This is a genomic window from Kribbella polygonati (assembly GCF_050320105.1).
Taxonomy (GTDB): Bacteria; Actinomycetota; Actinomycetes; order Propionibacteriales; family Kribbellaceae; genus Kribbella.
This window is the reverse complement of sequence record NZ_CP190129.1, coordinates 6542464-6566943: the sequence shown is the minus strand read 5'-3', so window position 1 is coordinate 6566943 and position 24480 is coordinate 6542464. Positions and strand designations below refer to the sequence as shown.

The following is a 24480-nucleotide window of genomic DNA, read 5'->3' as shown; positions in this document are numbered from 1 at the left end:
GTACGCTGAACCGCATGGATGCGGTGCTGCACGCGCTGGCCGACGAGAGCCGGCGCACGATGCTCGAGATCCTTCGGGACCACCAGGCGACGGCCGGCGAACTGGCCGACGCGCTGCCGATCGCCCGGCCCGGCGTCTCCCGGCACCTGCGGGTGCTGCGAGAGGCCGGGCTGGTCGACGTACGGCAGGAGGCGCAGCGGCGGATCTACCGCCTGCGCCCCGAGGCGCTCGTCGAGGTGGACGAATGGCTGGACGGCTATCGCGCGCTCTGGCGGAACCGGCTGGACGCGCTGCACACCGAGATCGCCCGGGGAAAGAAGGAGCGGAAGTGAACCTGATCGGGACCATGCGGGCACTCGACGAGACCCGTGGAGCGGTGCGCGTCGAGGACGTGTACGACACAGACATCGACGACCTCTGGGCGTCGTGTACGACGCCGGACCGGCTCGCGCGCTGGATCGCCCAGGTATCGGGCGAGCTCCGGGTGGGCGGCACGGTCCAGCTCGTCTTCACCAGTTCGTGGAACGGTTCGGCGCGGATCGAGATCTGCGAGCCGCCCGGCCATCTGTTGATCACGTCGGAGCCGGGCGCGGAGGACGAGGGTCAGCTCGAGGCGTGGCTCACCGCGGAGGGGTCGCGGACCAGGCTGGTCGTCGAGGAGCGCGGGCTGCCGGTCGACAAGCTCCACCACTACGGAGCGGGCTGGCAGGCCCATCTCGAGGACCTCGGACGGTCACTCGCACTCGGCGGCGCCGCACACCAAGGCGGCTGGTCGGGCGAGCGGCCCGCCACGGCCTGGCACGAACGCTGGACCGAGCTGTCCTCGGCGTACGAAGCCACCAAGGTCGACTGATGTCGGACCGGATCAAGTTCAACGGCGTGACCGTGAACGCCCCGGACGCCCTGGCCCTCGCGAACTTCTACGCCGAGCTCACCCGCGGCATCGCGAAGGGCGACGAACACTGGGCGATGGCCACTGGCGACGGCGGCAGCATCGGCTTCCAGCAGGTCGCCGACTTCCGCCCACCCGACTGGCCGGACGGCGATGTCCCGATGCAGATGCACCTCGAGTTCTACGTCGACGACCTCGAAGCCACCGAACGCCGAGCCCTGGCGGCCGGCGCCACCCGCTTCACCTACCAGCCGAACTCAGACCACTGCTACGTCTACGCCGACCCGGCCGGCCACCCCTTCTGCCTCTCCACCTGGGCCGAACCAGAACTCGCCTAACCGTCGTGGGCCATGTCCACAAACCGCGAGTAGTGCCCCTGAAACGCCACAACCACATCCGCAGTCGGCCCGTTCCGGTGCTTGGCCACAATAAAGTCCGCCTCACCAGGCCGGGTCGACTCCCGCTCGTACGCATCCTCGCGATGCAACAGGATGACAACGTCAGCATCCTGCTCCAAGCTGCCGGATTCGCGGAGGTCGGAGGCCATGGGGCGTTTGTCGGAGCGTTGTTCGGAGCCTCGGTTCAGCTGGCAGATGGCGACCACGGGGAGCTCGAGTTCCTTGGCGAGGAGTTTGATCGAGCGGGAGAACTCGGAGACTTCGAGCTGGCGGGACTCGACCTTCTTGCCGGACGTCATCAGCTGCAGGTAGTCGATGATGATCAGCTTCAGGTCGTGGCGCTGTTTCAGGCGGCGGGCCTTGGCGCGGATCTCCATCATCGTGAGGTTCGGCGAGTCGTCGATGAACAGCGGGGCCTCGGAGACCTCGCCCATCTTGCGGGCCAGCCGGGCCCAGTCCTCGTCGGTCATCTTGCCGTTGCGCATGTGGTGCAGCGGCACCTTCGCCTCGGCGGAGAGCAGTCGCATGGTGATCTCGTTGCGGCTCATCTCCAGCGAGAAGATGCATGAGGTCAGGCCGTGCTTGATCGAGCAGGACCGGGCGAAGTCCAAGCCGAGCGTGGAGTTGTGGGTCGGGATCATCGTCTTGCCGGCCAGGTAGAGGTGGTCGGCGTTGTCGACCTCGACACAGCGCACCGGGACGCTGGCGACCGGGTCGACCCACTCGAGCCGCCGCTCCCCCTCGCCGGTCAGCGCGGCCGGGTAGCCGTGCCCGGTGATCTGCCGCGGCGCCGACCCCGGGATCGACGGTGTCAGTCCGGGACTCGCCGACATCGCCGTGTAGAGGTCCTCGGTCGTGCAGATCACCGGGCGGCCGCCGTCCTCGACCCGCCACTGGTGCTCGGCGTCGGCGACGATCGTGCTGCCGTCCGAGAACGACAGCCGGAAGCACGGCCGGTCCACCATCACCTCGGTCGCCGCGACCACCGTCGTCGGCAGCCCGTCCGCGTCCAGCAACTGGTCGCCGACCGCGACCTCGGCCATCGTGGTCCAGCCGGCCGGCGTCGGCAGCGGGGTGTCGAGCGCGAGCGCCTTACCCATCGCGGGACGGGCCGCGACGATGATCATCTGGCCGGGGTGCAGCCCGTTGGTCAGCTCGTCCAGGTCGGTGAACCCGGTCGGTACGCCGACCATCGCGTCACCCCGGGAGTCGATCGCCTCGATCTCGTCGAGGGTGCCCTCCATGATGTCCTTCAGCGGGGCGTAGTCCTCGGCGGTGCGCTTCTCGGTGACCGAGTAGATCTCCGCCTGCGCCTCGTCGACGACGTCGTCGACCTCGCCCTCACCGGCATACCCGAGCTGGACGATCTTCGTACCGGCCTCGACCAGGCGGCGGAGGATCGCCTTCTCCCGGACGATGTGCGCGTAGTACGACGCGTTCGCCGCGAGCGGGACGGACGCGACCAGCGTGTGCACATACGGCGCGCCGCCGATCCGGGTCATCTCGCCGCGCTTGTTGAGCTCGGCCGCGACGGTGATCGCGTCGGCCGGCTCGCCCCGCGCGTACAGGTCGGTGATCGCGTCGAAGACCACCTCGTGCGCCGGCCGGTAGAAGTCGGTACTGCGCAGGTTCTCGATCACGTCCGCGATCGCGTCCTTGCTCAGCATCATCGCGCCGAGCACGCACTGCTCGGCCGCCAGGTCCTGCGGCGGCGTGCGGTCGAAGCCCATCGCCGGACTGCGCTCTTCGTGGCCGTCGTCCTGGCCCCCGCGGAACTCCGCCACGCTCACTTCGCCCGACCTCCTCGCCGACCTTGCCGATCATCGGTGCCGGATTCGAACACCTGATCGAACCATAGCCAGTCCCACGGACAGTTTTCTGATCGCCGGACGGCATCGGCCTCGCGACCGTACGCCGGTCCCGTCACCCAAAGCCACCTGGCCGTCCACAGGGGGTGGGGAAGAGCTGTGGGTAACGTGCCGAAGTCGTGTGCACAGGTTGCGCACAAGCCCGTGGATATCTGTGGGCAAGAGATCCACAAGGGCACTCTGACCTGGGATTTCTCCGATACACAGCTGTGGAGGAGAAAAACTTCCGATGGTTCTTCCGGAGTCTGGGAAGGAGCAGGTTTTCCACAGGCCGAGTAAGGCACAATACCGGTTATGCCCCTGGCGCTGACACGGAATCAGGACCGCGAGATCCTCCGCCTCGCGGTCCCGGCGTTCTTCGCGCTGGTGTCCGAACCGCTGATGCTGCTCGCCGACTCGGCGATCGTCGGCCACCTCGGTACGCCGCAACTGGCCGCGCTCGGGGTCGCCGGGACGATCCTGCAGACCCTGGTCGGGATCTGCGTGTTCCTGGCGTACGGCACCACGTCCGCGGTCGCCCGGCGGATCGGCGCCGGCGACCACAAAGGCGCGCTCGCCCAGGGCATCGACGGACTGTGGCTCGCGTTGCTGCTCGGCGTCGTACTCGCGGTGGTCGGGCTGGTGCTCGCGCCGCAGGCCATCGGCGCGTTCGACCCGACACCCGAGGTCGCCGGGTACGCCGTGACGTACCTGCGGATCAGCTGCTTCGGGATCCCTTCGATGCTGCTCCTGCTCGCGGCCACCGGCGTACTGCGTGGTCTGCAGGACACGAAGACGCCGATGGTCGTTGCGATCACGGCGAACCTCGCGAACATCGGGCTGAACGTCCTCCTCGTGTACGGCGTACACCTGAACATCGCCGGCTCCGCCCTCGGTACGGCGCTCGCGCAGACCGGGGCCGGGGTGGCGCTCGTGGTCGTCGTGGTCCGCGGCGCCAGGAGGGACGGCGCCAAGCTCCGCCCGGACCGGCCCGGCATCCTCGCGTCGGCGCAGATGGGCGTGCCGCTGATCGTCCGGACGCTCACGCTCCGGGCGGCGATCATCCTGCTCACGTTCGTCGCGACCGCGCTCGGTACGACGTCGGTCGCGGCGCATCAGGTGGCGTTCACGCTCTGGTCGTTCCTGGCGCTCGCGCTGGACGCGATCGCGATCGCCGCGCAGGCGCTCACCGGCCGCGCGCTCGGCGCGGGCGACGTCGCCGGGACGCGGGCGATCACCCGCCGGATGATGTGGTGGGGCCTGTTCTCCGGGCTGATCGGCGGCCTCGCGCTGTGGGGTCTGCGGGGCGTCTACGTCCCCTGGTTCACGTCGGATCCCGACGTACGGCGGACCCTGGCGGGCATCCTGATCGTGGCCGCGCTCTGGCAGCCGGTGAACGGGGTGGTGTTCGTGCTGGACGGCGTACTGATCGGTGCCGGGGACGGGCGCTACCTGGCGATGGCGGGCGTGGTCGCGCTCGTTCTGTACGTTCCGCTCGCGCTGGCGGTGCTGTGGGCGGGCGGCGGGATCGTCGCGCTCTGGTGGGCCTTCGGCGGGTACATGTTGCTCCGATTCCTCACGCTGACGACGCGGGAGCGCCGGGAGAGCTGGCTGGTCACGGGGGCTGTCCGCTGACCCTGCGGTACGGCATCGTTGCGCAGAAGGAAAGGAGCGGCATGCCCGACACCGACGACGACCTGTCCGTCGAGCTCGACCCCGTTCAGCGGGAGCAGGGCGACGACGACACTGAGGCCGCCCGCGAGCGGCGTGCCGCCAAGGCCCGGGCTCAGGCCGACAAGTTCCCGACCCACGACCTGGACGACGAGGCCCGCAAGCACCTCGACGAAGAGGACGCGGAGGCGCGCCTGGACGAGGAGGACGCGGCTGCCCGCAGCGAGGAGATCGAGCTCGCCTCCAAGGACCAGCAGGCGCTCGAGGAGCACCGCCTCCGCGGGGAGGTGCTCGACGCCACCGCGGAGACTACTCGGGCGATGCAGCTCGCGTACGCCGACGAGCAGTCCCGCGACGTACACCGGCAGTACGCCGCCAACGACAAGCAGCGTGGGATCGGTGACCGCGCCCACGGACGGCACGAGCGCGACGAGGCGGCCGCGCGTCCCGACGAGCCCGGTGCCGCGGGGCTCGACGCTGCCGGCCGGCGGATGGAGAACCTGGCCACCCTCGAGGAGCGTAGCGCCGTCGCGGAGGACCGGATCGCCGACAGCTACGACGCCTCCGCACAGGACCACCGCGCAGAGGCTCGCGAGGCGCAGCCGCACGCGTCCGAGGCCGTCCGGACGCCGCCGGAGGAAGCGCCTGAGGCGCAGCTCCCCCAAGCGCGGCTGCACGTCCGTGGCCACGCCCAGGTCCGGGACCAGAAGGGCAAGGCCCTGAAACCGAACCCCAGCCGCGCCGGCACCCCCGACCTCACCATCGACCGCCGCCGCGACCGCTGACCACCGCACGCGCCCTGCCCCACCCCGCCACGAGAAGTCGCCAGGCGCTCCGCACCCAACAGAAGGCCTGAGGGACTCGGGCGCTCCGCGCCCCCCAATCGGCGTGAGGGGTCGGGCGCGCTGCGCCTCGCGGTGGGCGGGGGTGGGGAGGTGGGGCCTAGGGCTGCAGGTTTTGGGTGTGGATGATCGCTAGGTTCGCGGCGACGACCAGCAGGAAAGCGAGGGCGAGCAGGGGGTGGCCGAGGCTCCATAGGGCGGCGCCGGTGAGGGCGAAGACGAGGATCTTCACGATCCAGCGCGGGATCTGTCCGCGGTTCGCGGTCGGCGCTGCGAACAGTCCCCACAGGACGGCCGCCACGACCGGCAGGCCGACCGCGAGCAGGATGCGGGTTGCCGTCGTACCGCCGGTGACCCAGCCCCAGCGCGCGAAGACGCCCAGGGCCAGGATCTCGACGAGGAAGGCGAGCAGCAGGTTCGCCGCCTTCCACATCTCAGACGCCGCGGATGTTCGGCTGGCGCTGGTCGAAGAACAGGCCGGCCGGCGGCTCCTGCACCGGCAGCGGCGGGATCGGGTAGTCGGTGTGCTGGTTGTTCCGGCAGGCGGCGAACGGGCCGTCCGGGTCCAGCAGCGCCATCATGTGCGGGTCGGCGTGGTCCCGCCACCAGACCGACATCCCGGTCGCCGGGTCCAGCCGCAGGTGCTCCCAGGCACGCCAGATCGAGTCCAGCCGGCTGAGCGCCTCGGCGTGCCGGTACCACTCCGGGCACCAGACGAACTGCTGCCCGAGCCGCCGCGTGTACAGATAGATCAGCCGGTCTTCGACGAACTCCGCGACGTGCGGGTAGAACAGTTCCTGCTCACCATCCACCGCTGTTCCCCTCGTTCTGCTCCCAGACCGGGCGCTCCGGGCCGCGCTGCTGGAGCGCCGGCTGCTGCGACGCCACCCACGGGTTGTTGCTCACCGGGATGTTCGTCGCCGCTCCGGGATCGTACTTCGCCAGCGACGCCTTCACCGTACCGGCGTCCGGCCGGGTGAACCACGGGACGGTCTTCACCAGCGTCGCCGGCTGACCCGACGACAGGACGACGGCCCGCCCGGCCGGCAGTGCGGCGAGCGCGGACACGTCGAAGATGTTGTGCCGCTGGACCTGCTGGCTGGTACCGCGCTTGCCCTCGTTGTACGACACCGAGTTGGACTGGATGTCGTACTCGCCGACCATCTTGCTGAGCCGCTCGAGGAAGTTCGGGTCCGCGCCGCCACCGCCGTACACGCGGATGTTGGCCGAGCCCCAGAGCTTCTCCATGCCGTGGTCGCCCCAGCACTCCTGGCCCTGCGCCCAGGACTGCAGGATCGTCATCAGCACGATGCCGCGGGAGCCGAAGTGCGAGTAAAGGTCCGGGAGGTTCTTCCAGCGGCAGACGTTCGCGGCCTCGTCCAGTACGCCGACCAGCGGCTTCGGCATCCGGCCGAGCGGACAGCCGCGGGCGTACTGCTCGGCGGCCTCGGCGACGGCGACGGTCAGCGCGGTCACCAGCGGGCCTGCCGTACCGGCGCCTTCCTTGGACAGGCTGTACAGCGTGCCGCCCTTGCGGACGAACTCGTGCGGGTTGAACTGCGGGCGGTTGTCGTTCGGCCCGTTCGGGATCACCCAGCGGGTGACCTTGCGGTTGACCAGGAACTGCGCGCTCTGCTGCGCCGTACCGTAGACACCGGCGCGCTGCTTGTCCGGCGCGTTGATGACACCGGCCAGCGCGTCCGCGGACAGCTGCAGGCCCGGGGTGTTGCGCAGGATCCGCTCGGGCTCGTCGTTCCGCTGGTCGGCGAGCCAGCTGTAGACCTGGGTGATCGGCCGCTTCGCCACCGCGGCGGCGAGCAGCAGGCCGGCCAGCAGGTCGGTACCGGCAGCGTCGAAGAACGCGTCGGTCTGCGCGCCGACCGTGCGCTGCGAGGCGACGAAATGCTCGGCGAGCTCACGCGCCTTGGTCTCGTCGGTGATGTAGGTCAGCGGGTTCCACCACCAGTTCGGCGGCTCCTCACAGACCTCCTGCGGGTCGAACACCCACAGCGGGCCCTTCTCCGAGCGCGGGCCGCGGGTGGCGTCGACGATGTCGCGCTTGTTCGAGGTGGCGATCACGCAGCCCGGCGCGTCCAGGATGGCCGGCACCGCCCGCGACGTGGTCTTACCGGTACGAGGACCCCAGATGTCGACGTGCATGTCTTCCCAGTTGCCGAAGACCTCGAGGTTGCCCTGCACCGTCCGGCCGATCAGGATGCCCGGACCCGAGTCCGCGATGCCGAGCTGGTTCGCCTTCTCCTGCGCGCCTTCGCGAGTCAGCTTGTAGATCTCCGACCGCTTCGCCATCAACGACGCCTGCCGGTCCACCCGCCCGACCGACTGCTTCCGGTTCCGGACCATCCACCAGACGCCGCCGCCGATGCCGAGCAGGACGACGACCTCGACGATCAGAACGCCGGTCGCGGCGCCCGACCAGGACAGGTTGCCCTTCGCCAGGTCGACGATCGCGTTGAACGGGTTGTTCGCGGGCAACGTCTTGTTGACCAGCGACGCGACCTTCAGCGCGACCCACAGCACGAACACCACGACCGCGAGCGCGCCCACGGCCACGAAGATGAAGATCGCCTCGGGCGAGATCCCGCCCGGCCCGGTGCTCCGCTTGCCGTCCGCCATTACTCGTCAACTCCCGTCCGGGCGGTGACCCGGGTGGTCGGGTCCGGCGGCGGCAGCATCGACGGGTCGTCCATCCGGTACTCCCCGACGACCTCCTGCGTACCGTCCGGCGCGACCTCCACCACCTGTGGCACGCCGCTCTCGCCCGTCGTCCACAGCTTGTTCGTGTCGTTGATCTCGCGCTCGACCGAGGTCAGGCCGACATGCACCGGGATACCCGGGCGGCCACCGACCTTGATCAGGAAGTTGCCTCGGCCGGGGGGCGCCGCTTCCTTGCCGGTCGCCGGGTCCCAGGCCGGCGGGTCCTGCCAGCCGACCAGCATGTTCTGCTCCTCCATGGACATCGACACGACCTCGGTCAGGTTGTCCATCTCGGCGCGCGGCAGCCCGCCGCAGATCACCATGCCGGAACGCTCGACGAAACCCTTCGCCTTCATCCGGTCCTCGGGGTTCGGCAGCGCCAGCAGGTCGGACATGGTGTGCGAGATCATCGCCATACCGACACCGCGCTGCCGGTTCAGCCGGGTCAGCGCGTCGACCCGGTCGACCAGGCCGCTGCCGGCCCGCAGTACCCGCCAGAGCTCGTCGAGGATGACGAAGTAGTGCCGCCGCGGCTCCAGCCCGGCGTCCGCGAGCGCCTGCGAGACCGCGACCGCGCCGAAGCCGTACGACCAGCAGGCCAGCAGTACGGCGGCCTGCAGGCTGGTCTCGGAGTCGTCGACGTTCGACACGTCGAACACCACCGGGCGGTCCATCTGCATCGGGTTGTCGGTCTGCTCGGAGAAGATCTCCCCCAGCCGGCCGCCGCCGACCAGACCGATCAGCGAGGCCTCGAGGCCTTCGGTGATCTGCCGGTAGCGGTCCAGGCTGCCGCGGTCCAGGGCCACGTTGCGGACCCGGTCCGGGGCGTCCTGGATGACCTGCAGCAGGTCGCGGAGCACCGGCGTACCTTGGAACCGCTCGTCCAGGACCTTCAGCGCCTCGTCGAGGATGGTCTCCTCGCGGTCGTTCGGGTTCTGGTTCCGCATGATCGCGATCAGCGCCGACACCATCGTCTGCCGGCGGCCGTGCGCGTCGGCCTGGATCGCTTCCCGGGCCTTGCCGGTCAGCCGGAGCGCGGCCTCCCGGGACTCGCCCGGGTCGAGCACGTTCAGGTGACCGCGACCGCGGCCGAGCTGGATGACCTGGCCGCCGAGCGCCTCGATCAGGTCCTTGTAGTCCGGCTTCAGGTCGCCGAGCACCAGCGGCTGTACGCCGTACCCGGCGAGGCCGAGGGCCATCCGCCGGGTGATCGTCGACTTGCCCAGACCCGGCTTGCCGAGCACGAACATCGACGGGTTCGAGATCAGCTTGGCCCGCATGAACCAGCTGATCGGGTCGCAGCACATGGTCGCGCCGGACAGGATGTTCCGGCCGATCGGCACACCCACCATCGGGCTGCCCGTACCGGCCCCGAACGGCCACATCCCACAGACCTGCACCGTCGTACCACGCCACTCCTGCGCAGCCTGCAGGTACGTCGAGTAACCCCCGCCCGCTCCCGGCCAGCCACGAGGCATCGGCCGTCGGCCGCGACGGGTCGGATCGACCGGCTTCTTCTGCTTCTTGTCGCTCACTGTGACTCCCCAGGTGCCACTGTGCGGGCCTCAATCATAGAGATTCCCGCAGCCCGGCCGGAACCGCGAGGTGGCTGGAGATCACGACACCCAACGGCAGTCCGGCGATGAAGGCCGAGTCCTGGGACCCGTATGCCGTCCGCAGCAACACACGCGCGGTGGCTCCGAGGTTGTCGACCGCCGCGATCATGTCCGGGATCTGCTCGGGCGTCATCACGGTCCCGGTCACCACCATCCCGAAGTTGACCAGACCCGCGCCCCGGGCCTCCTCCTGCGCGGAGCGGTCGGCTGCTCGGGCTTCCGCGAGGCTTCGGGCCGACGGTCGCGCGGACGCGGTGGCCCGGAACGACGCGTTGCGCTTGTCGGCTTCCACCATCCGGGCCGCCGTACCGGCGTCCAACGGGCGGTAGAGCAACGTGACCCGCTTGCGGTCGATGTCCGGGTGCGGCGCGACCAGCTGCGACAGCACCGACGAGAACACCTCACCGCGGGGTGCCTGCGACATCTGCCAGGTGACGGACCAGGCCGAGTCGTGCCGGTACTTGTCCCAGAACGCCTGGGCGGCCGCCGGGCCGACATCGGTCCACTGCATCTCGGGCGGCATGCCCTGGCTCCGCGCCTCGTCGATCAGCGCGGCCGACGCCGGGTCGTACGCGATCCGGATCGCCTCACACAGCTCCTGCGCACTGACCGGCCGGGCGGCGCCCGCACCCGTCGCGTTCAGGCTCTGCGTCAAGGCGGGCAACCGGGAAGCGAGCTCCCGGCCCATGTCGTCTTCCTTGCGCCGCTTGCCGCTCCGGTCAGTGCCCTTGAAGGTCAGCGCGACCCGAGCCGAGACCAGCGCCGACCCCTCCGGGTACGTCTGGACGACCTCGGTCAGCATCGCGCGCGCGATCGGCGGCGTGCCGTCCATCATGTTGGATCCGACTTCGCGGCGCAGCCGCATGCCGGTGTCGGGGGCCGTCTCCACGGTCACCGAGGCGGCGACGATGCCCGGCTCGTGCCCGAGCGACGCCAGCCACTGGCCCCAGTGCGCCACCCAGATGTCCACCTGCTCCTCGTCCACCAGCGAGGCACCGTCAGGCTCAGCGTTGATGACGACGGTGAAGTGCCGGGTGCTCGGGTAGAACAAGAGCGCGAACGGGCGGCCGTAGGAGTCCTGGTACTCACTCAGCTGGGAGGCCGCGGCGAGACCGGGAAGCTGGAACTTGCCCCAGGCGGTCCGGCCGAGCGGGCCGGAGCGGTAAAGGTTGTGCTTAGCCATCTTTGCTCGTTGCCATCCAATGTAGGTCGAGAGCCGCTGCAGCGTGGACTGCCCGTGCTTGTCCTTGGTGACCAGGAGCCCGAGCCCCGCGCCAACAATCAGCAACGTGATGAGAGCGGCCTGGATGCCGCCCGCCATCGTCGCGAAGACGACCGCCAGCAGGCCGCCCATCAGGAGGCCGGTGCCGAGCATGCCCAGCCCGGCGATACCCGCCGAGGCGGGCTGCCGCCAGTTGCCGTAGGTGCGAGGTGCGCGTCGTACGTTCTCAGCCGCTGCCACTTGGTCCGTCCGGTGCTGGAGGTGGTGGCTGGTTTCCGCCACCGCTGTCGTTTGAGCCTTGCGCAGTATTGCGGGTGCTGCCGGACGGGCCACCGCCGCCACCACCGCCACCGCCACCGCCGGCGTCCTCGCCCATGGCTTCCGTGCTCAGTGTCTGGGCGCCGTCCTTCACTGCCTTGCCGGCCTTGATCGCGACCACCGCCGCGACTCCGACCGGTCCAGCCGCGGCAGCACCGCCACCCGCAGCGGCCGCACCACCGCCCGCGGCAGCCCCACCACCTGCAGCAGCTCCACCGCCCGCGGCAGCCCCGCCACCGGCGGCGGCCCCACCACCGGCGCCTGCGGCACCCTCACCGCCCGCGGCCGCACCCTCACCGCCGGCCGAGCCACCTCCGCTCGGCGCTTGTTGCCGCGCGTTTCCGACGTTCTGGGCTCCGCTCGGCCCGTCGCTGCCACCGCTACTGCCGCTGCTGCCTTCGCTGCTGCTCTGCTCAGCGTTCTTGTTCGCCATGTCGCCGAACTTCTCCAGGCCGGGCGAGAGCTTGGCCGCGATCATGCCTGCTCCGGCCGCTCCGGCCGTCGCCCCGACCATCGGTGCGATGAACCGCATCAACGCAGGCATCGCGAACAAGGCCAGGACCAGCATGGTCAGACCGGTGACGACGTTCATCATCATCATGCCGAGGTTGTGCGGATCCTTGAGCATCTGCTCGGTCGTCTCGTAGCTGAACTTGAGCTTGCCGTTGTTCGACACCAGGCGGATCGCCGTCGCGTAGATGATCGCCGCGACCGGTTTGTACAACAGGAACGCGAGCAACCACGAGATTATTCGTTTGAACCAGTTCTTGCCCATCTCGGTGTTGGTGGCGGCCGCCGCGATCGGCAGCACCCCGAGCAGCAGGATCAGCATCGCTGTCCGGACCACCATCAGGACGATCTGGATCAGGCTCGCGATCACGGTCAGGATGCCGATTGCGATCATGATGCCGATCAACAGCGGTGAACCCGCGACGGCGGCTGCCGCACCGAAGCCCAGCACTGTTGTCATCGCCGTACCGAAGGCTGTCGGGTCGGCGCTGGTCAGATTTTGGCATTTGTCGGTCCAACCAGCATTACTACCGGAGTCGAGGGCGCTGGTCACGATGCAACTGGAGAAGGTGTCGCCGGCCGTCACCAGGACCTGTGCGACGGCGACCACGAAGGCGGACGCGACACCGAGCGTGATCAGCGACTTCAGTATCTCGCGGGCGGAGTCGCCACGCTGTGCCCAGGCGATCTGGACGCAGCCGAAGACCAATCCCAGACCGGCGACGAAAAGGGCGATGAACTGGGTGTGCTGCCAAACCCAGCTGACCGTGTCGTTGGCCGGCTGGCCGTTGTCGTTGCCGACAGCCGGCGTAGGGACATAGATCCAGAAGGTGGCGATCGTGGCCATCAGCGTTCCGACGGCCTTGGCGATGGCGTTCAAGATGGGCTCGAACACGAACTTCATCACCGCTTCCAATACGGGGCCAATGACCTTGTCGATCGCTTCCCGGAGTAACTTCTCGGCCCAATTCTCGAGCGGAATCATGTCAAGAGGCCTTTGGCGAGACGAATCTGAGAAGGGCCGGCAGTGCGACGACTGCCACGATCATCATCGTGACCCCGATGACGATCTTGAGAGTCACGCTCGTGTCGCCCGTCGCATGCGAGGACGTCGGCGTGGTCGCGGACATCATGTAGATCGCCGAGGCGTAGATCAGCGCCGCGACCGGTTTGTAGATGATGAACGCGACCAGCCAGGACACCGAGCGCTTGAGCCACATCATGCCCATCTCGGTGTTCGTCGCCGCCGCGGTCAGCGGAAGCACACCGACCAGGAGGATCAGCATCGCGTACCGGACGAGCATCAGGCCGAGCTGGATGATCGCGGTGATCACCATCAGGATGCCGACGAAGATCACCAGGACGAACCCGAGCGCGTCGCCCGGTCCCTTCAGCGGATCGGTCAGCAGCTCGCCGATGCGGGCCGCGAACTCGTGGTCGTTCGTGCCCAGCGCCTGATGGATGATCCAGGTCGAGAAATCGTCCGCGGACGAGATCAGCACCCCGGCGAACGCGGTCGTCGAGCCGGAGACCACGATCAGGGTGATCAGCGAGCGCAAGATGTCCCTGGCCGGCTCACCACGGTGCGAGAACGCCATCTGCATCGCACCCGCGATCACCGCGAGCGTGGCGATGAAGAACATGATGAAGCTGGTGTGCTGCTGGATCCAGATCGCCGGGGTGTTCTCCGAGATGTCCGGGGTCTGGATATTGACCCAGATCAGTCCGACGCCGTTCAGAACTGTCTCGACGGCGGACACCACCACGTTCTTGATCGCCTCGAAGATGAAGTCGAAGATCTTCCCGAACGCCCACTCGGCGATGTTCTTCATCGCATCCTTGATGCAGTCGCCCCAGTCCCAAGGCCACTTCGAGCATCCCAGCGCGATCATGATGAACCACTGAACCTAACGTAGCCGTCGAGACTGGACAGGATGTCTGGCTCCACAGTTCCGTTGAACGTTCCGTCGTCCTGCAGGACGGCGTACCAGTCACCGCGATACCACTGCATGGTGACCTGAATCGCCCCGAACGCTTTGTTGTTCAGGTTGCAGGCGATCTGGACGATCGCCTGCGTGGCGTTCTGCGGATAGTAGAGCACTTTGAAGCCGGAGAACTGCACGCTGCCGGGGTCGGTCGGTGGCGTTCGTGCGTCTTCCTTCGCGGCGGCGAGGGCCAGGGCCTTGCCCGGACCGGCCAGCACGCGCTGGTTCAGCGCGGCGACGCTGACCGCCGAGTTCTGGACCTGGCCGAGCAGGACCATCGCGGCGAACACTGCGCCGGTAGGCGAGTGCGCGAAGCACGAACGCACGCCGTCCGTACCAGTCGTCGCCGGACCGCTGGCAGCCTGCAGCGGGACCAGCATCTCGGCCTCGTACTGCCAGGTGACCGCGGGCGGCGCGGCGATCCGCGGAATCCCCTGGTCCGGAGTCTTGTCGTGGCATCCGCCGGTGTGACTGTTCGGCGGCGGCGGAGCCGTCCGGGTGGCGGTCGGCGTGTCGATCGGCGTTGCGGGCGGCCCGGTGGGACCTACTTCGGTGGGCTGTTCGGTGGGAGCGACCGTGCTCGGCGACTGGCTCGCGCCGGCGGTCGGGTTGTTGCCCGAGCCCCGCGCCAGGAACCAGACCACCAGGCAGATCAGCACTGCTCCGATGATGATGGCCGACGCGACGAACCCACGCTCCTCGAGGAAGGAGCGAGGGTTCTTCTCGCTGTCGGAATCGCCGTCGGAGTCAGTGCTCCCGCTGAACAGCCCCACTTACTACCAGCCTCCCAGAGCCTGGGTCAGCGCGGTCGCGGCGCCGATGACGATGCAGGCCGCCAGCACCCAGCCGAGGCGGGCAGCGTGCTCGCCGCCCTCACCGCGGCGCTGGCCGACCGCCATCATGCCGCCGGCGATGATGATGCCGAGCGTGCAGACGCCATAAGCAAGCCACTTCACCCAGCCCAGGACCTTCCGCAGGTTGGTCTCCACGCCCGGAGGCGCGTCCTGGGGGAGCACGTTCGGGAGCTCCGTCAGCAGGTGGTGTGCGAACATCATGGTGGTTGTTTACCTTTCAGTACGGGGCGGGGTAGTCCGCTGGGTTTGACGCGCGAAGTGCGTAGATGGATTCAAGTACTTCGAAAACCTCGTCGGGGGTGTTGTCAGGCGTGGGAGCCTCCCCTCGACGCCACTCCTCGATCCACGGAATGTCCCAGACCCTCGGGACGCCCCCGCCGACGATGTCGGCGAAGTCGTCGAGCACTCGGGGCAGCCGGCCCGGGGCGTCCGCGATGAGCACCAGGCCGAGCACGGCGACACCCTGGACGACTCCCGAGGCCCACTCGATCGCGGCTCGCTGCGCGGCGCGCAGACCGGACCCGTGGGTCCGGGCGACCAGGATCACCGGTGTCGGCACCGGCGGTGGCGGGATCGGCCAACGGTGGTTGGCCGCCCGGGTCCCCGGAAGCAGCACGGACATCGTGGTCTCGCCGGCGCCACCGTGCACCCCGACCCACCACAACGTGTCCGCCGCCGGAATCGCGAACTTGGGCAAGCGCTGATCCTCCGCGGGCGCCGGCACCCCGTGCTGCGGGGCGGACGGCCCCCGCGGGGTGATGTCCGGCTGAGGTCCCGGAGCCACTGACGCCTGCTGTTGTGGACCCGGAGACTGCTCTCGTGTCCACGGGTTCTGCGTCATGGCCCCTCCTCTCGCGTTCCGTCACAGGCAGTCGCCCACCGTATTCTCTCGCTTTCCGGGTGTACTTTCATGACCCATCCACAGGCGAGGATGTTTCTACCCCCTTGTCGGGGTCAGTCGAGCCGCCGGGCCCGCGTGGTTTCTGCGTGCCCGGAATCCCTGGCATGCCTCGTGCGGGGGACATGCTAGAACGAGGACGTCGGAACCGGATGAACGAGGGAGACCTGTGGCGGGAATGAGAGGCCATCGTGGCTGAGAAGATCCCTTCCTGGCCGAAGGTCACGATTCGGCTGTACGACGATCACAACGCCGAAGTGAAGATCGCGGGCCGTAGTCATCCGCTCAACAACTCCGATCCGCGAGCCGCTGCAATCCAGCTCGTCGCGGAGCGGGCCGCGCAGCTCGGCCGCCCGGTGAAGGCCACCGCCGTCGAGGCCGACGGCGCCTCGTGGCCCCTCGTCATCCACCCGGACGGTCAGGTGGATTCGATCGAGACCGACTCCAAGCGGAACAAGAAGCCGGTGTGGCCGATCTACGTGGCGATGGCCGTCGCCGTCGTACTGATCGCCGGCACTGCCCTGTACATCACGGTCTTCAGCAAGCTCGGCAACGACAAGCCGACGGTCACGACGTCACCCAAGCTCCCGGAACTGCCCGGCCCGAGCGTGGGACCGGACGACTTCCCACCCCGGACGCAGCCGCTCGGCTGGTCGGCCCATGCCAGCTGGACCGTCGGTATCGCCCCCAACAGCACACCGGCGATCAAGCCGGACGGCACCGAGGTCGCGGTCCTGACGACCGATCAGAAGGTGGCGGTCTTCAGCAGCGCAGGCAAGCTGCTCTGGCAGGACAAGGTGCCGAACGACGCCATGAGCCCGGTCTACACGACCGTCGACTCCAAGCTGGTGCTCGCGGTCGCATCGCAGGACACCCTGTCGTACTGGCCAGGCGGCGGCGCCCTGCCGACCAAGCTCTCGCTGCCGGACAGTGCCAAGGTGACCTTCTTCGGCAAGTCTCCGCTGATCCTGCTGGGCAGCGATGCCGGTTCGATGGTGGTGTCCGGAGGCAAGCTGGTGGCCTCACCAGAAGGAGAACGATTCTCCACACCGCTGCTCGCCGACGGTGACCGGACCCTGTACGCACGACCGAAGGGGCCGCTCGGCTGGTCGCAGCCGGGCAAGGACCGCGTAACGCTCACCCCAGTGCCGCCGAAGGGCGTGCCGGCGGAGAACCTCCAGCAGGTGGTGACCGCGAGCGCCGACTACGCGCTGGTGCTCTGGACGGACCCGAAGCAGCCGGATCAGGTGATCCCGGTCGTGCATTCGACCGCCAGCGGGAAGGTCGTCGCGGTCTGTTCGGACGCCTCGTCCGGCGAGCCCAGCAGCTGGGCCTGGGTACCCGACCCGCAGCGCAAGATCGCCGCCTGGGGGCCTTGCCTGATCGACCTCTCCGCGGGCAAGACGCGGACGCTGCAGGACTTCCAGCCGTTGTCGCTCAGCGGTTCCACCTACGTCTACGGCACGATCGCCACGAAGCTGTTCGCCGTGGCGCCGCTCGGCAAGAGCTACCCGATGCCGGCCGGCATGACGCGGCCGTGGGCCATCGCGAGCAACCACGCGATCCTCGTGTACGGATCGGTCCTCTACGCCCTGGACCCCAAGAAGTGAGCGGGGCCGGGCGCCGGACGGCGCAGTTCACGAGTGCGCTCGTTGTCGTGACCCTGCTGCTGCCGGCAGGGCGTGCACTCGCCGACGACAACGAGCCGTCCCCGACCACCTGGCCGACCGTCACAGTCGTGGACCAGGGCAGCGCCGCCGAACCCGCACCGACGGAATGGCCGACCCTGTCGACATCCGACTCCGCCGGCGGCCAGGCCAGCGAGCCGCAACCGGTCGACTGGCCGACCCCGGCCCAGAACTGATCGCGCAACGGACAAGGCCCGCGCCCCCCAGGGGGACGCGGGCCTTGTGCGTACGGCGTGGACGTCAGCCGGCCGCGACCTCGAGGCGGACCGTGGCGGCCACCTCCGGGTGCAGCTGGACGGCGACCTGGTGCTTGCCGGTGGTCTTGATCGGCGAGCCGATCGCGATCGCCCGCTTCTCGACCAGCGGGCCGCCGGCGGCCTTGATCGCACCGGCGATGTCGGCCGGGGTGACCGAACCGAACAGCCGGCCGGTGTCACCCGCCTTGACCGCCAGCGTCACGGCAAGCTGCTCGAGCTGGTTCTTGACCTCGCTCGCGTGCTCCTTGCCCTGGATCGCCCGGGCGTCACGCGCCCGCTTGATCGTCTGGATCTGCTTCTCCGCGCCACGGGTCCAGCCGATGGCCAGGCCGCGCGGGACGAGGTAGTTCCGGCCGTAGCCGTCCTTGACCTCGACGATGTCGCCGGGGGCTCCGAGGCCCTCGACCTCCTGAGACAGGATGAGCTTCATGGTCCGCGCCTCCCTCAGCGAGCCGTGCTCGTGTACGGCAGCAGCGCCACCTCACGAGCGTTCTTGATAGCGGTGGCCACGTCGCGCTGGTGCTGCACGCAGTTCCCGGTCACCCGGCGGGCGCGGATCTTGCCGCGGTCCGAGATGAACTTGCGCAGCAGCGCGGTGTCCTTGTAATCGACGTACGTCGCCTTGTCCTTGCAGAAGCCGCAGACCTTCTTCTTCGGCTTCCGAACGATCTTGGCCATTGTGGTGCTCTCTTCCTATTTCCAGAGCCCGGCAGGACTGCCGGAATGGTCACTGACTAGTGATGATGGTGCGGGCCGATCAGAACGGAGGCTCCTCCATCGAGCCGCCGCCCTGGCTGGCCCAGGGGTCGTTCTGCTGGGCGGACTGACCGCCGCCCTGCGGGGTTGCCCAGGGGTCGTTCTGCTGGTTGCCGCCGCCTTGACCGCCACCCTGACCGCCGCCGTAGCCGCCGCCCTGGTTGCCGCCGCCTTGGTAGCCGCCGCCACCCTGGTTGCCGCCACCGCCGAAGCCACCGCCACCGCCACCGCCCTCTCGCGAGGTCTTGGAGATCTTCAGCGTCGCGTAACGCATGCTGGCGCCGATCTCCTCGACGTCACACTCGAACACGGTGCGCTTGTTCCCGTCGCGGTCGTCGTAGCTGCGCGCCTTCAGGCGCCCGGTCACGACGACCCGGGATCCGCGGGTGAGGGACTCGGCAACGTTCTCGGCGACCTGCCGCCACACCGAACACGAGATGAAGAGGGTCTCCCCGTCCTTCCACTCGTTGCTCTGCCGGTCCAGCGTCCGCGGGGTCGACGCGACGGTGAAATTCGCCACCGCGGCGCCCGAGGGCGTGAAGCGCAGTTCCGGGTCACCCGTGAGGTTTCCGATCAGGGTGATGGGTGGTTCGCCTGCCATTGCCGTTCCTCCTGCTATCGGGTGTGGCTGTGTCTACAGCTATTGGTATCGGCTGGAACCGACAGTACCGATGGCTGCTGACGACCCCAGGTTCAGTGCTGGTCCGGCCGGATGACCTTGGTGCGCAGGATCGACTCGTTCAGCGTGAGCTGACGGTCGAGCTCCTTCACGACCGCCGGCTCGGCGGTCAGGTCGACGACGGCATAGATGCCTTCGGACTTCTTCTTCACGTCATAAGCGAGCTTGCGACGACCCCAGATGTCGAGCTTCTCGACCGTGCCACCTTCCTTGCGGACGATGTTCAGGTACTGGTCGATGGACGGCTCCACGGTGCGCTCATCGAGCTCCGGGTCGAGGATCACCATGACTTCGTAACGACGCATGCGCGAACTCCACCTCCTTCGGACTTGGCGGCCACGGTCTCTCCGTGGCAGGAGGGCGATGCGGTGCGCTCCGCGCCGGCACTTGCCACCGGCGCCAAGCAATGAGCCCGGTCGATGGACCGGGCCACACCGAAAAGAGTACCAGCGTTCGGACTGCCACTTGACCATATCCACAGGCCTGTTGCTCGAACCGGCCAACGCCTGGCCGGACCAGGCCAGCGCGGTCCCGGCAGGCTCCGACGGCGTCACCGTCGTACCTCAGGACGCCGGACCGTGGAGGTTTGTTCAAGCATGACCATCGGATGTGCCGAGCCCGAACTGGACGAGTTGGAGCGCCTGTACAGCTGTCTACCTGCCGTACTCGACTTCGCCGCGGCCGCCTCCGAGCTGCATCGCCGCGGCTTCTTCGACGACATCCCGGCTGAGCTGATGTCTGACAAGTCGCGGGCCGGGTACGAGGCCGTGCTGCGCGGCGTGGTCGACCAGCTCGTCGTCCACCGGCATCCCCGGCTCGGCGCGGACGGCAGCGTCATCCTGGACCACCTCGATCCGAGTCCCCGGATCGCCGCCACGCTCGGGGCCCTGCGCGACGGTGTGTCGGACTCCGGCCTCCACACGCTCGTCGTACACGAGCTCGTCCACATCCGGCTGGCCGAGGAGTACGGCGTACCCCGCACGATCGCGGTGATCGAGCGGCATCAGGAGCTCATCGCGGACCGGAAGGCCGAGCTTGCGGCCCACGAGGCGGTCCGGGAGGCCGGGCCGCGGTTCGACGAGCTCCACGCCGCGATCGAGGACCTCCGGCAGCAGCGGGAGCGCCATCCGGCGTTCAGGGCCGCGCTGTCCGACGTACGGGCGCATCTCCAGTACGTCGACTGGCTGGAGGCGCATGAGGACACGGCCGCGATCGAAGGGCATCGACGGGCGATCCGCGAGCGGTGGGACCGGCTGAGGGCCGAGTATCCGGACGTGCGTGACGCGGAAGCGGCGATCGACGAGCACCAACGCGCGGTCGGCGAGCTGTGGAGCCGGCTCGAGGCCGGGCATCCTCGGGTGCGGGAGGCCCGGCAGGCGATCGCCGAGCACGAGGGCATCGTCGAGGAGCAGCTGGAATCTCTACGCAGCGTCACCAACAGCCGGCTCCACCGTGCTGCCAACGAGCGTGCCGACTTCGAGTCGCTGGCGCCGTTCGTGGGCTCCGCGTGGGACGTACCGGACACCGCCGTACCCGTCGTTCGACGCCGATCGAGCGTAGAGCCGATGTACGTCGAGTCCGGCGCCGAGACCGACGCCCAGCGCCGAGCCCGGCTGGCCAAACACGAGAAGCGCGTCAAGCAGGAGCTGGAGCGGCTGCAGGAACGGGCCTTGAAGAAGGCAGGTCCGGAGCTGCAGCCCCACCTCAAAGAAGCCCTGCAGCGGATCGACCGGAGCGAAGGGCGGACCGCCCAGGAGCTGCGCCGGCAGGTCGAGCTGCTGATCGAGAAGGGGCCGAACCAGGCCGGCGCAGGCAGCGTCAGCCGACTCATCAACACAGCCAACGGACTGCTTAGGGACAGGTCGAACGGCATCGACCTGGTGCAGAAGTTCATCGCGTACGGGCGCGAGCTGGAATCCACCTGGAACGGGTTCGGCGGCAGCTACACGGATCCGAAGCCGGCCCGTACGCCGGAGATTGCAGACGACTGGTTCGAGCGAGCGCAGCGAGAGCTGAAGGCCCAGGAGCTGGCCAGGGACCGGGAGACCTCGCAGTTCATCCGAGAACAGACAGGCGTCACACCAGAGCAGGTTGCGGAAAGCCGCAAGGACTCGCACAACGGCCTGAGCAAGCAGGAGATCATGGCCAAGATCTTGGAGGCAGGCAGAGTCCCGGAGACAGAACAGGTCAGAGTCCAGGAGATGGGTGAACAAGCGAGGAGAAGCCCGGCCAAGGAACTAGGTCCGCGGGAGAGAGACGCGCGCGGCCGTGGTGACTGAGCGCTGACGCAGTACGAGGACCAGCAAGGGCACGGCGAGGGCGAGTGAGACTGCCGCCAGGACCGGGAAACCGCCCAGGGTGAACAGCCAGGGCGACGTAGCTGTTGCAAGGGCTGACACAGCCCAGATCGAGGACTCCACGCGGCTCTCCAGCGCGGCTGACCCGAGCTGGGCGCTGCCGCCGAGGTAACAGAGGTTCCAGGCATACCCGAGCAGGAACAGCGCCGGCGTGAACGCCATACCGGTCCGGGTGACCAGTACGGCGACAACCAGCAGGCCAACGAGTCCCGTGAGCATCACCGCGCGTGGCCCGGAGCGGTCGATCCACCAGCCTGTCAGCGGGGACAACGCGAACATCCCCAGGGTGTGGACAGACAGCATCACTCCGAGCACGCCGAGGCCATCGTGGTGCAGGTGGGTGTGGACAGGGACCGCGGTCATAACCGAGACCATGACGAGCTGGCCGACGACCATGACTCCGGCAGCAAGCAGCACGGGGCGTCCGCTGGTTGCTGTGGGCACCTGTGGTTCGTCAGCAGGCTTGGCACGGCGGATGTACGTCGACGCGACCAGGGCGGAGAAGACCGCGGCCAGGGCCAGCAGGAACGGGCCTGCGATCGCGGGGAGGCCCGCGACGGACGCGGCTGATTGAGACGGGGCGAGGAGGAAGGGGCCGCCGGCGGCTCCGAGTGTGCTTGCCCAGACAACGGTACTCATTGCCCTGGACCGTTTGCTTACAGGTGCGAGGTCGGCTGCGGCGTAGCGCGAGAGGAGAGCGGCGGCGTTGCCCGCGCCCAGGAGGAACATGCCTGCGAAGAGCAGGGTTATCGGACCGCCGACCGCGGCCAGGACGGTGGTTGCGCCGCCGGCTACACCGAGGCCGTACCCGAAGCGGAGCGCTTGGGCGCGGTTGAGGCGGGCAGTCCAGCGGCCGATCAGTACGGCGCCTGCCGCGGTGCCGAGGACGCCCGCGGTGTTGGGGAGGCCGGCCAGCGCCGGGCCGAGGTCGTCGGCGATCAGGATCGCGCTGACCGCGCTGGCGGCGACCATCGCGGCGTTCATCAGGGCGGCGGCGAGAACGACGGGAGTCAGCATGGCAACCACGCTAGAAAGGCCGGGCCTCGCGTTGAATGCCAGAAGTAAGGCGTCGGGGCTTGTGCACCGTCGACATCGAAGGTGTTCTGGGGAGATGACCTTTCAGGAGCGTGAGCTGGACTCCACCGACTGGCAGATCCTCGCCGCACTGCAGTCCGACGGGCGCCTGTCGTTCAACCAGCTCGGCAAGCGGGTCAACCTCTCACCACCCGCGGTCGCCGACCGGGTACGCCGCCTGGAAGAGGCCGGTGTGATCACCGGCTACCACGCCGAGGTGGACCCGGCGCGGGCCGGGCAGCCGCTGTCGGCGTTCGTCCAGATGCGCTGCACGACCGGCCGGTGCCTGCTCAAGACCACCCGCGCCGAGGACTTCCCCGAAGTACTCGAGATCCACAAGCTCAGCGGCAACTCCTGCTCGATGCTGCGCGTCCGCGTCACCTCGATGCAACACCTCGAAGGCCTCTTCGAACGCCTCGGCGAACACGGCGAGATGAACACCCACATCGTCCTGTCCACCGAGTTCGAAGGCCGCCCGGTCCAACCCCCGGCCCCCGACCAACGCCAGGTCACCCGCTCGGCCGGCTGGGGTTCGTGAACTGTCGGTGGGCGGTTCTAGGGTGGGGGTATGACTGTGAAGCTCGGTGCGCATGTGGACCAGGAGGACCCGTTGGCGGAGGCTGCCGATCGGGGTGCCGATCTGGTGCAGTTCTTCCTGGGGAATCCGCAGGACTACAAGGCGCCCAAGCTCGCGTACGCCGACGGTGAGGACGCGCTGAAGGAGCGCGCCGCCGCGGCGGGCGTGGACCTGTACGTGCACGCGCCGTACCGGTTGAACGTCGCGAACACGAACAACCGGATCCGGATCCCGAGCCGGAAGCTGCTGCAGCAGACGCTGGACAAGGCGGCCGAGATCGACGTCAAGGGTGTGATCGTGCACGGCGGGCACGTCGGCGACGAGGACGACCCGGAGGCCGGGTTCGACAACTGGCGCAAGTGCATCGAGCGGGCCGAGCTGCCGGTGCCGCTGCTGATCGAGAACACCGCCGGCGGCGAGAACGCGATGGCCCGCCAGCTGGAGCGGATCGAACGGCTGTGGGAGGCGGTGCACGCGTCCGGGAACGACCGGCTGGAGAACGTCGGGTTCTGCCTGGACACGTGCCACTTCCACGCGGCCGGCGAGGAGCTGCCGACGATCGTCGAGCGGGTGCTGGCGATCACCGGGCGGATCGACCTCGTGCATGCGAACGGGTCCCGGGACGAGTTCGGCTCCGGCGCGGACCGGCACAGCAACTTCGAGGAGGGTCACATCGACCCGGCCGACATCGTCGCGGTCGTCCAGGCCGCCGGCGCCCCGGTCGTCGTCGAGACCCCGAACGCCGACAACGGCCAGAAGGCCGACCTCGACTACCTCCGGGCGCACCTCACGTAGTCGTGTCCGCCGGCGGCTTCGTCCGGTCGAGGCCGTACATCCAGTAGGTCAGCGCCCACGGCAACGAGAGTGCCAGCACGGCCTTGTGACTCGTCGGGATCAGCAAGCCGAAGACCACCGCGACCACGACGACCAGGGTGCTGACCTGGAAGAGGTCGAAGCGGCCGAACAGCCGGGTGCGCAGCGTGGCCTTCTCCCGGGCGCAGGCGAAGTACCCGGCAACGAGTACGAGTACGCACAGGTAGGTCAGCGCCACGCTGAGCCAGCCGACGAAACCGAAGGACTTGTTGGACTGGACGATGTCGGACAGCAGGAACGCGGCTGCGAGGAGGGTCAGCCAGCCGCACGTCCACAGGAACGTGCGCGCCGTCCGCCGGGCCTTCTCCTCGGGAGTCGGCTCCGGCTCACCCTCAGCAGCAGCTTCGGCCTCAGTCGGCTCTGCGTCGTCCGGCTCGGTCTGCCCGTTCAGCTCCGCTGTGGAGGTGTCGGCGACCGGGGCGGGCTCGGGGTCTGACTGGGCCATGGCAGC

General features: G+C 68.7%; 27 protein-coding genes. 10 read left to right on the top strand and 17 right to left on the bottom strand.

All coding sequences use genetic code 11. From position 1 onward, the window contains the following. The first annotated feature begins 14 nt into the window (after positions 1 to 14). The 3 genes from ACQHIV_RS31200 to ACQHIV_RS31190 are packed head-to-tail and all read left to right on the top strand — an operon-like array spanning position 15 to position 1230. On the top strand, positions 15 to 332 hold the full coding sequence (locus tag ACQHIV_RS31200) for an ArsR/SmtB family transcription factor (RefSeq protein ID WP_380189714.1): 318 nt from the start codon (positions 15 to 17) through the stop codon (positions 330 to 332). Continuing rightward, positions 329 to 853 carry an SRPBCC family protein gene (locus tag ACQHIV_RS31195; protein ID WP_427887427.1) on the top strand — a complete coding sequence of 175 codons (525 nt, stop codon included), beginning with the start codon at positions 329 to 331 and terminating at the stop codon, positions 851 to 853. Before ACQHIV_RS31200 ends, ACQHIV_RS31195 begins: the two co-directional genes overlap by 4 nt. Continuing rightward, positions 853 to 1230: a VOC family protein gene (locus ACQHIV_RS31190; protein WP_427887426.1), complete on the top strand. Its 378-nt coding sequence runs from the start codon at positions 853 to 855 to the stop codon at positions 1228 to 1230. The genes ACQHIV_RS31195 and ACQHIV_RS31190 overlap by 1 nt, the downstream gene beginning before the upstream one ends. On the opposite strand, the gene dnaB is transcribed toward ACQHIV_RS31190, so the two are convergent. Then, positions 1227 to 3020 carry a replicative DNA helicase gene (gene dnaB, locus ACQHIV_RS31185; RefSeq protein ID WP_427896604.1) on the bottom strand — a complete coding sequence of 598 codons (1794 nt, stop codon included), beginning with the start codon at positions 3018 to 3020 and terminating at the stop codon, positions 1227 to 1229. The two genes, ACQHIV_RS31190 and dnaB, sit on opposite strands and share 4 nt — an antisense overlap. Before the next feature lie 432 nt (positions 3021 to 3452). Between dnaB and ACQHIV_RS31180 the strand changes: the two genes are divergently transcribed. Further along, positions 3453 to 4772, top strand: a complete 1320-nt coding sequence (locus ACQHIV_RS31180; RefSeq protein WP_427887425.1) for an MATE family efflux transporter — start codon at positions 3453 to 3455, stop codon at positions 4770 to 4772. 41 nt (positions 4773 to 4813) lie between these two features. Next, positions 4814 to 5593, top strand: a complete 780-nt coding sequence (locus ACQHIV_RS31175) for a hypothetical protein (RefSeq protein ID WP_427887424.1) — start codon at positions 4814 to 4816, stop codon at positions 5591 to 5593. A gap of 157 nt (positions 5594 to 5750) precedes the next feature. Here the strand turns inward: ACQHIV_RS31175 and ACQHIV_RS31170 are convergent, their stop codons facing one another. The 10 genes from ACQHIV_RS31170 to ACQHIV_RS31125 all read right to left on the bottom strand — a co-directional run bounded on the left by ACQHIV_RS31170 (position 5751) and on the right by ACQHIV_RS31125 (position 15567). Further along, positions 5751 to 6083, bottom strand: coding sequence for a YrdB family protein (locus ACQHIV_RS31170; protein ID WP_427887423.1), 333 nt, complete (start codon positions 6081 to 6083; stop codon positions 5751 to 5753). Position 6084: 1 nt separating this feature from the next. Then, positions 6085 to 6462 carry a DUF4913 domain-containing protein gene (locus ACQHIV_RS31165; protein WP_141856453.1) on the bottom strand — a complete coding sequence of 126 codons (378 nt, stop codon included), beginning with the start codon at positions 6460 to 6462 and terminating at the stop codon, positions 6085 to 6087. Then, positions 6452 to 8284 carry a type IV secretory system conjugative DNA transfer family protein gene (locus ACQHIV_RS31160; RefSeq protein ID WP_427887422.1) on the bottom strand — a complete coding sequence of 611 codons (1833 nt, stop codon included), beginning with the start codon at positions 8282 to 8284 and terminating at the stop codon, positions 6452 to 6454. Before ACQHIV_RS31160 ends, ACQHIV_RS31165 begins: the two co-directional genes overlap by 11 nt. Next, a complete protein-coding gene (locus tag ACQHIV_RS31155) occupies positions 8284 to 9900 on the bottom strand; it encodes an ATP/GTP-binding protein (RefSeq protein ID WP_427887421.1) in 1617 nt (538 codons plus the stop codon). The genes ACQHIV_RS31160 and ACQHIV_RS31155 overlap by 1 nt, the downstream gene beginning before the upstream one ends. Positions 9901 to 9934: 34 nt before the next feature. Beyond that, on the bottom strand, positions 9935 to 11443 hold the full coding sequence (locus tag ACQHIV_RS31150; RefSeq protein WP_427887420.1) for an SCO6880 family protein: 1509 nt from the start codon (positions 11441 to 11443) through the stop codon (positions 9935 to 9937). Continuing rightward, positions 11430 to 12935: a hypothetical protein gene (locus ACQHIV_RS31145; protein ID WP_427887419.1), complete on the bottom strand. Its 1506-nt coding sequence runs from the start codon at positions 12933 to 12935 to the stop codon at positions 11430 to 11432. The genes ACQHIV_RS31150 and ACQHIV_RS31145 overlap by 14 nt, the downstream gene beginning before the upstream one ends. A gap of 82 nt (positions 12936 to 13017) precedes the next feature. Beyond that, positions 13018 to 13923, bottom strand: a complete 906-nt coding sequence (locus ACQHIV_RS31140; protein WP_427887418.1) for a hypothetical protein — start codon at positions 13921 to 13923, stop codon at positions 13018 to 13020. Next, the gene (locus ACQHIV_RS31135) at positions 13920 to 14789 is read right to left on the bottom strand and encodes a hypothetical protein (protein ID WP_427887417.1); all 870 of its coding nucleotides are present in this window, start codon (positions 14787 to 14789) and stop codon (positions 13920 to 13922) included. The genes ACQHIV_RS31140 and ACQHIV_RS31135 overlap by 4 nt, the downstream gene beginning before the upstream one ends. 3 nt (positions 14790 to 14792) lie before the next feature. After that, positions 14793 to 15071, bottom strand: a complete 279-nt coding sequence (locus ACQHIV_RS31130) for a TrbC/VirB2 family protein (protein ID WP_427887416.1) — start codon at positions 15069 to 15071, stop codon at positions 14793 to 14795. Positions 15072 to 15087: 16 nt separating this feature from the next. Continuing rightward, positions 15088 to 15567 carry a DUF6668 family protein gene (locus ACQHIV_RS31125; protein ID WP_325042293.1) on the bottom strand — a complete coding sequence of 160 codons (480 nt, stop codon included), beginning with the start codon at positions 15565 to 15567 and terminating at the stop codon, positions 15088 to 15090. Between the two features lie 392 nt (positions 15568 to 15959). Between ACQHIV_RS31125 and ACQHIV_RS31120 the strand changes: the two genes are divergently transcribed. After that, positions 15960 to 17378: a hypothetical protein gene (locus ACQHIV_RS31120; RefSeq protein WP_427887415.1), complete on the top strand. Its 1419-nt coding sequence runs from the start codon at positions 15960 to 15962 to the stop codon at positions 17376 to 17378. Then, positions 17375 to 17632 (top strand): hypothetical protein, encoded by a 258-nt coding sequence (locus ACQHIV_RS31115; protein WP_427887414.1) that lies wholly within the window; start codon positions 17375 to 17377, stop codon positions 17630 to 17632. The genes ACQHIV_RS31120 and ACQHIV_RS31115 overlap by 4 nt, the downstream gene beginning before the upstream one ends. A gap of 64 nt (positions 17633 to 17696) precedes the next feature. On the opposite strand, the gene rplI is transcribed toward ACQHIV_RS31115, so the two are convergent. From rplI to rpsF, 4 genes are all read right to left on the bottom strand, one after another. Beyond that, positions 17697 to 18143: a 50S ribosomal protein L9 gene (gene rplI, locus ACQHIV_RS31110; RefSeq protein WP_427887413.1), complete on the bottom strand. Its 447-nt coding sequence runs from the start codon at positions 18141 to 18143 to the stop codon at positions 17697 to 17699. A gap of 14 nt (positions 18144 to 18157) precedes the next feature. Continuing rightward, entirely contained in the window at positions 18158 to 18391 is a 234-nt protein-coding gene (gene rpsR / locus ACQHIV_RS31105) for a 30S ribosomal protein S18 (RefSeq protein ID WP_132320771.1), read from the bottom strand. A gap of 79 nt (positions 18392 to 18470) precedes the next feature. Then, complete coding sequence (locus tag ACQHIV_RS31100) at positions 18471 to 19070, bottom strand: single-stranded DNA-binding protein (protein WP_427887412.1); 600 nt, start codon at positions 19068 to 19070, stop codon at positions 18471 to 18473. Positions 19071 to 19162: 92 nt separating this feature from the next. After that, positions 19163 to 19453 carry a 30S ribosomal protein S6 gene (gene rpsF, locus ACQHIV_RS31095; RefSeq protein WP_130386399.1) on the bottom strand — a complete coding sequence of 97 codons (291 nt, stop codon included), beginning with the start codon at positions 19451 to 19453 and terminating at the stop codon, positions 19163 to 19165. A 291-nt stretch (positions 19454 to 19744) separates the two neighbouring features. Here rpsF and ACQHIV_RS31090 point away from each other — a divergent pair, with 291 nt between their 5' ends. Then, positions 19745 to 21427, top strand: a complete 1683-nt coding sequence (locus ACQHIV_RS31090) for a hypothetical protein (protein ID WP_427887411.1) — start codon at positions 19745 to 19747, stop codon at positions 21425 to 21427. On the opposite strand, the gene ACQHIV_RS31085 is transcribed toward ACQHIV_RS31090, so the two are convergent. Continuing rightward, entirely contained in the window at positions 21386 to 22522 is a 1137-nt protein-coding gene (locus tag ACQHIV_RS31085) for an MFS transporter (RefSeq protein ID WP_427887410.1), read from the bottom strand. The two genes, ACQHIV_RS31090 and ACQHIV_RS31085, sit on opposite strands and share 42 nt — an antisense overlap. Positions 22523 to 22616: 94 nt before the next feature. Between ACQHIV_RS31085 and ACQHIV_RS31080 the strand changes: the two genes are divergently transcribed. After that, on the top strand, positions 22617 to 23117 hold the full coding sequence (locus ACQHIV_RS31080) for an Lrp/AsnC family transcriptional regulator (protein WP_427887409.1): 501 nt from the start codon (positions 22617 to 22619) through the stop codon (positions 23115 to 23117). 30 nt (positions 23118 to 23147) lie between these two features. Beyond that, positions 23148 to 23951 (top strand): deoxyribonuclease IV, encoded by an 804-nt coding sequence (locus tag ACQHIV_RS31075; protein ID WP_427887408.1) that lies wholly within the window; start codon positions 23148 to 23150, stop codon positions 23949 to 23951. On the opposite strand, the gene ACQHIV_RS31070 is transcribed toward ACQHIV_RS31075, so the two are convergent. Beyond that, positions 23944 to 24474: a hypothetical protein gene (locus ACQHIV_RS31070; RefSeq protein WP_427887407.1), complete on the bottom strand. Its 531-nt coding sequence runs from the start codon at positions 24472 to 24474 to the stop codon at positions 23944 to 23946. The genes ACQHIV_RS31075 and ACQHIV_RS31070 overlap by 8 nt on opposite strands. Positions 24475 to 24480: the final 6 nt, after the last annotated feature.

What these genes read in the sequence shown, in the direction of transcription:
- ACQHIV_RS31200 (WP_380189714.1), top strand. Translation starts at nt 15, where the DNA reads ATGGATGCGGTGCTGCACGCGCTGGCCGACGAGAGCCGGCGCACGATG.
- ACQHIV_RS31190 (WP_427887426.1), top strand. Translation starts at nt 853, where the DNA reads ATGTCGGACCGGATCAAGTTCAACGGCGTGACCGTGAACGCCCCGGAC.
- dnaB (WP_427896604.1), bottom strand. Translation starts at nt 3,020, where the DNA reads ATGGGCTTCGACCGCACGCCGCCGCAGGACCTGGCGGCCGAGCAGTGC.
- ACQHIV_RS31180 (WP_427887425.1), top strand. Translation starts at nt 3,453, where the DNA reads ATGCCCCTGGCGCTGACACGGAATCAGGACCGCGAGATCCTCCGCCTC.
- ACQHIV_RS31175 (WP_427887424.1), top strand. Translation starts at nt 4,814, where the DNA reads ATGCCCGACACCGACGACGACCTGTCCGTCGAGCTCGACCCCGTTCAG.
- ACQHIV_RS31170 (WP_427887423.1), bottom strand. Translation starts at nt 6,083, where the DNA reads ATGTGGAAGGCGGCGAACCTGCTGCTCGCCTTCCTCGTCGAGATCCTG.
- ACQHIV_RS31160 (WP_427887422.1), bottom strand. Translation starts at nt 8,284, where the DNA reads ATGGCGGACGGCAAGCGGAGCACCGGGCCGGGCGGGATCTCGCCCGAG.
- ACQHIV_RS31145 (WP_427887419.1), bottom strand. Translation starts at nt 12,935, where the DNA reads ATGAAGTTCGTGTTCGAGCCCATCTTGAACGCCATCGCCAAGGCCGTC.
- ACQHIV_RS31140 (WP_427887418.1), bottom strand. Translation starts at nt 13,923, where the DNA reads ATGATCGCGCTGGGATGCTCGAAGTGGCCTTGGGACTGGGGCGACTGC.
- ACQHIV_RS31130 (WP_427887416.1), bottom strand. Translation starts at nt 15,071, where the DNA reads ATGATGTTCGCACACCACCTGCTGACGGAGCTCCCGAACGTGCTCCCC.
- rplI (WP_427887413.1), bottom strand. Translation starts at nt 18,143, where the DNA reads ATGAAGCTCATCCTGTCTCAGGAGGTCGAGGGCCTCGGAGCCCCCGGC.
- rpsR (WP_132320771.1), bottom strand. Translation starts at nt 18,391, where the DNA reads ATGGCCAAGATCGTTCGGAAGCCGAAGAAGAAGGTCTGCGGCTTCTGC.
- ACQHIV_RS31100 (WP_427887412.1), bottom strand. Translation starts at nt 19,070, where the DNA reads ATGGCAGGCGAACCACCCATCACCCTGATCGGAAACCTCACGGGTGAC.
- rpsF (WP_130386399.1), bottom strand. Translation starts at nt 19,453, where the DNA reads ATGCGTCGTTACGAAGTCATGGTGATCCTCGACCCGGAGCTCGATGAG.
- ACQHIV_RS31090 (WP_427887411.1), top strand. Translation starts at nt 19,745, where the DNA reads ATGACCATCGGATGTGCCGAGCCCGAACTGGACGAGTTGGAGCGCCTG.
- ACQHIV_RS31085 (WP_427887410.1), bottom strand. Translation starts at nt 22,522, where the DNA reads ATGCTGACTCCCGTCGTTCTCGCCGCCGCCCTGATGAACGCCGCGATG.
- ACQHIV_RS31080 (WP_427887409.1), top strand. Translation starts at nt 22,617, where the DNA reads ATGACCTTTCAGGAGCGTGAGCTGGACTCCACCGACTGGCAGATCCTC.
- ACQHIV_RS31075 (WP_427887408.1), top strand. Translation starts at nt 23,148, where the DNA reads ATGACTGTGAAGCTCGGTGCGCATGTGGACCAGGAGGACCCGTTGGCG.
- ACQHIV_RS31070 (WP_427887407.1), bottom strand. Translation starts at nt 24,474, where the DNA reads ATGGCCCAGTCAGACCCCGAGCCCGCCCCGGTCGCCGACACCTCCACA.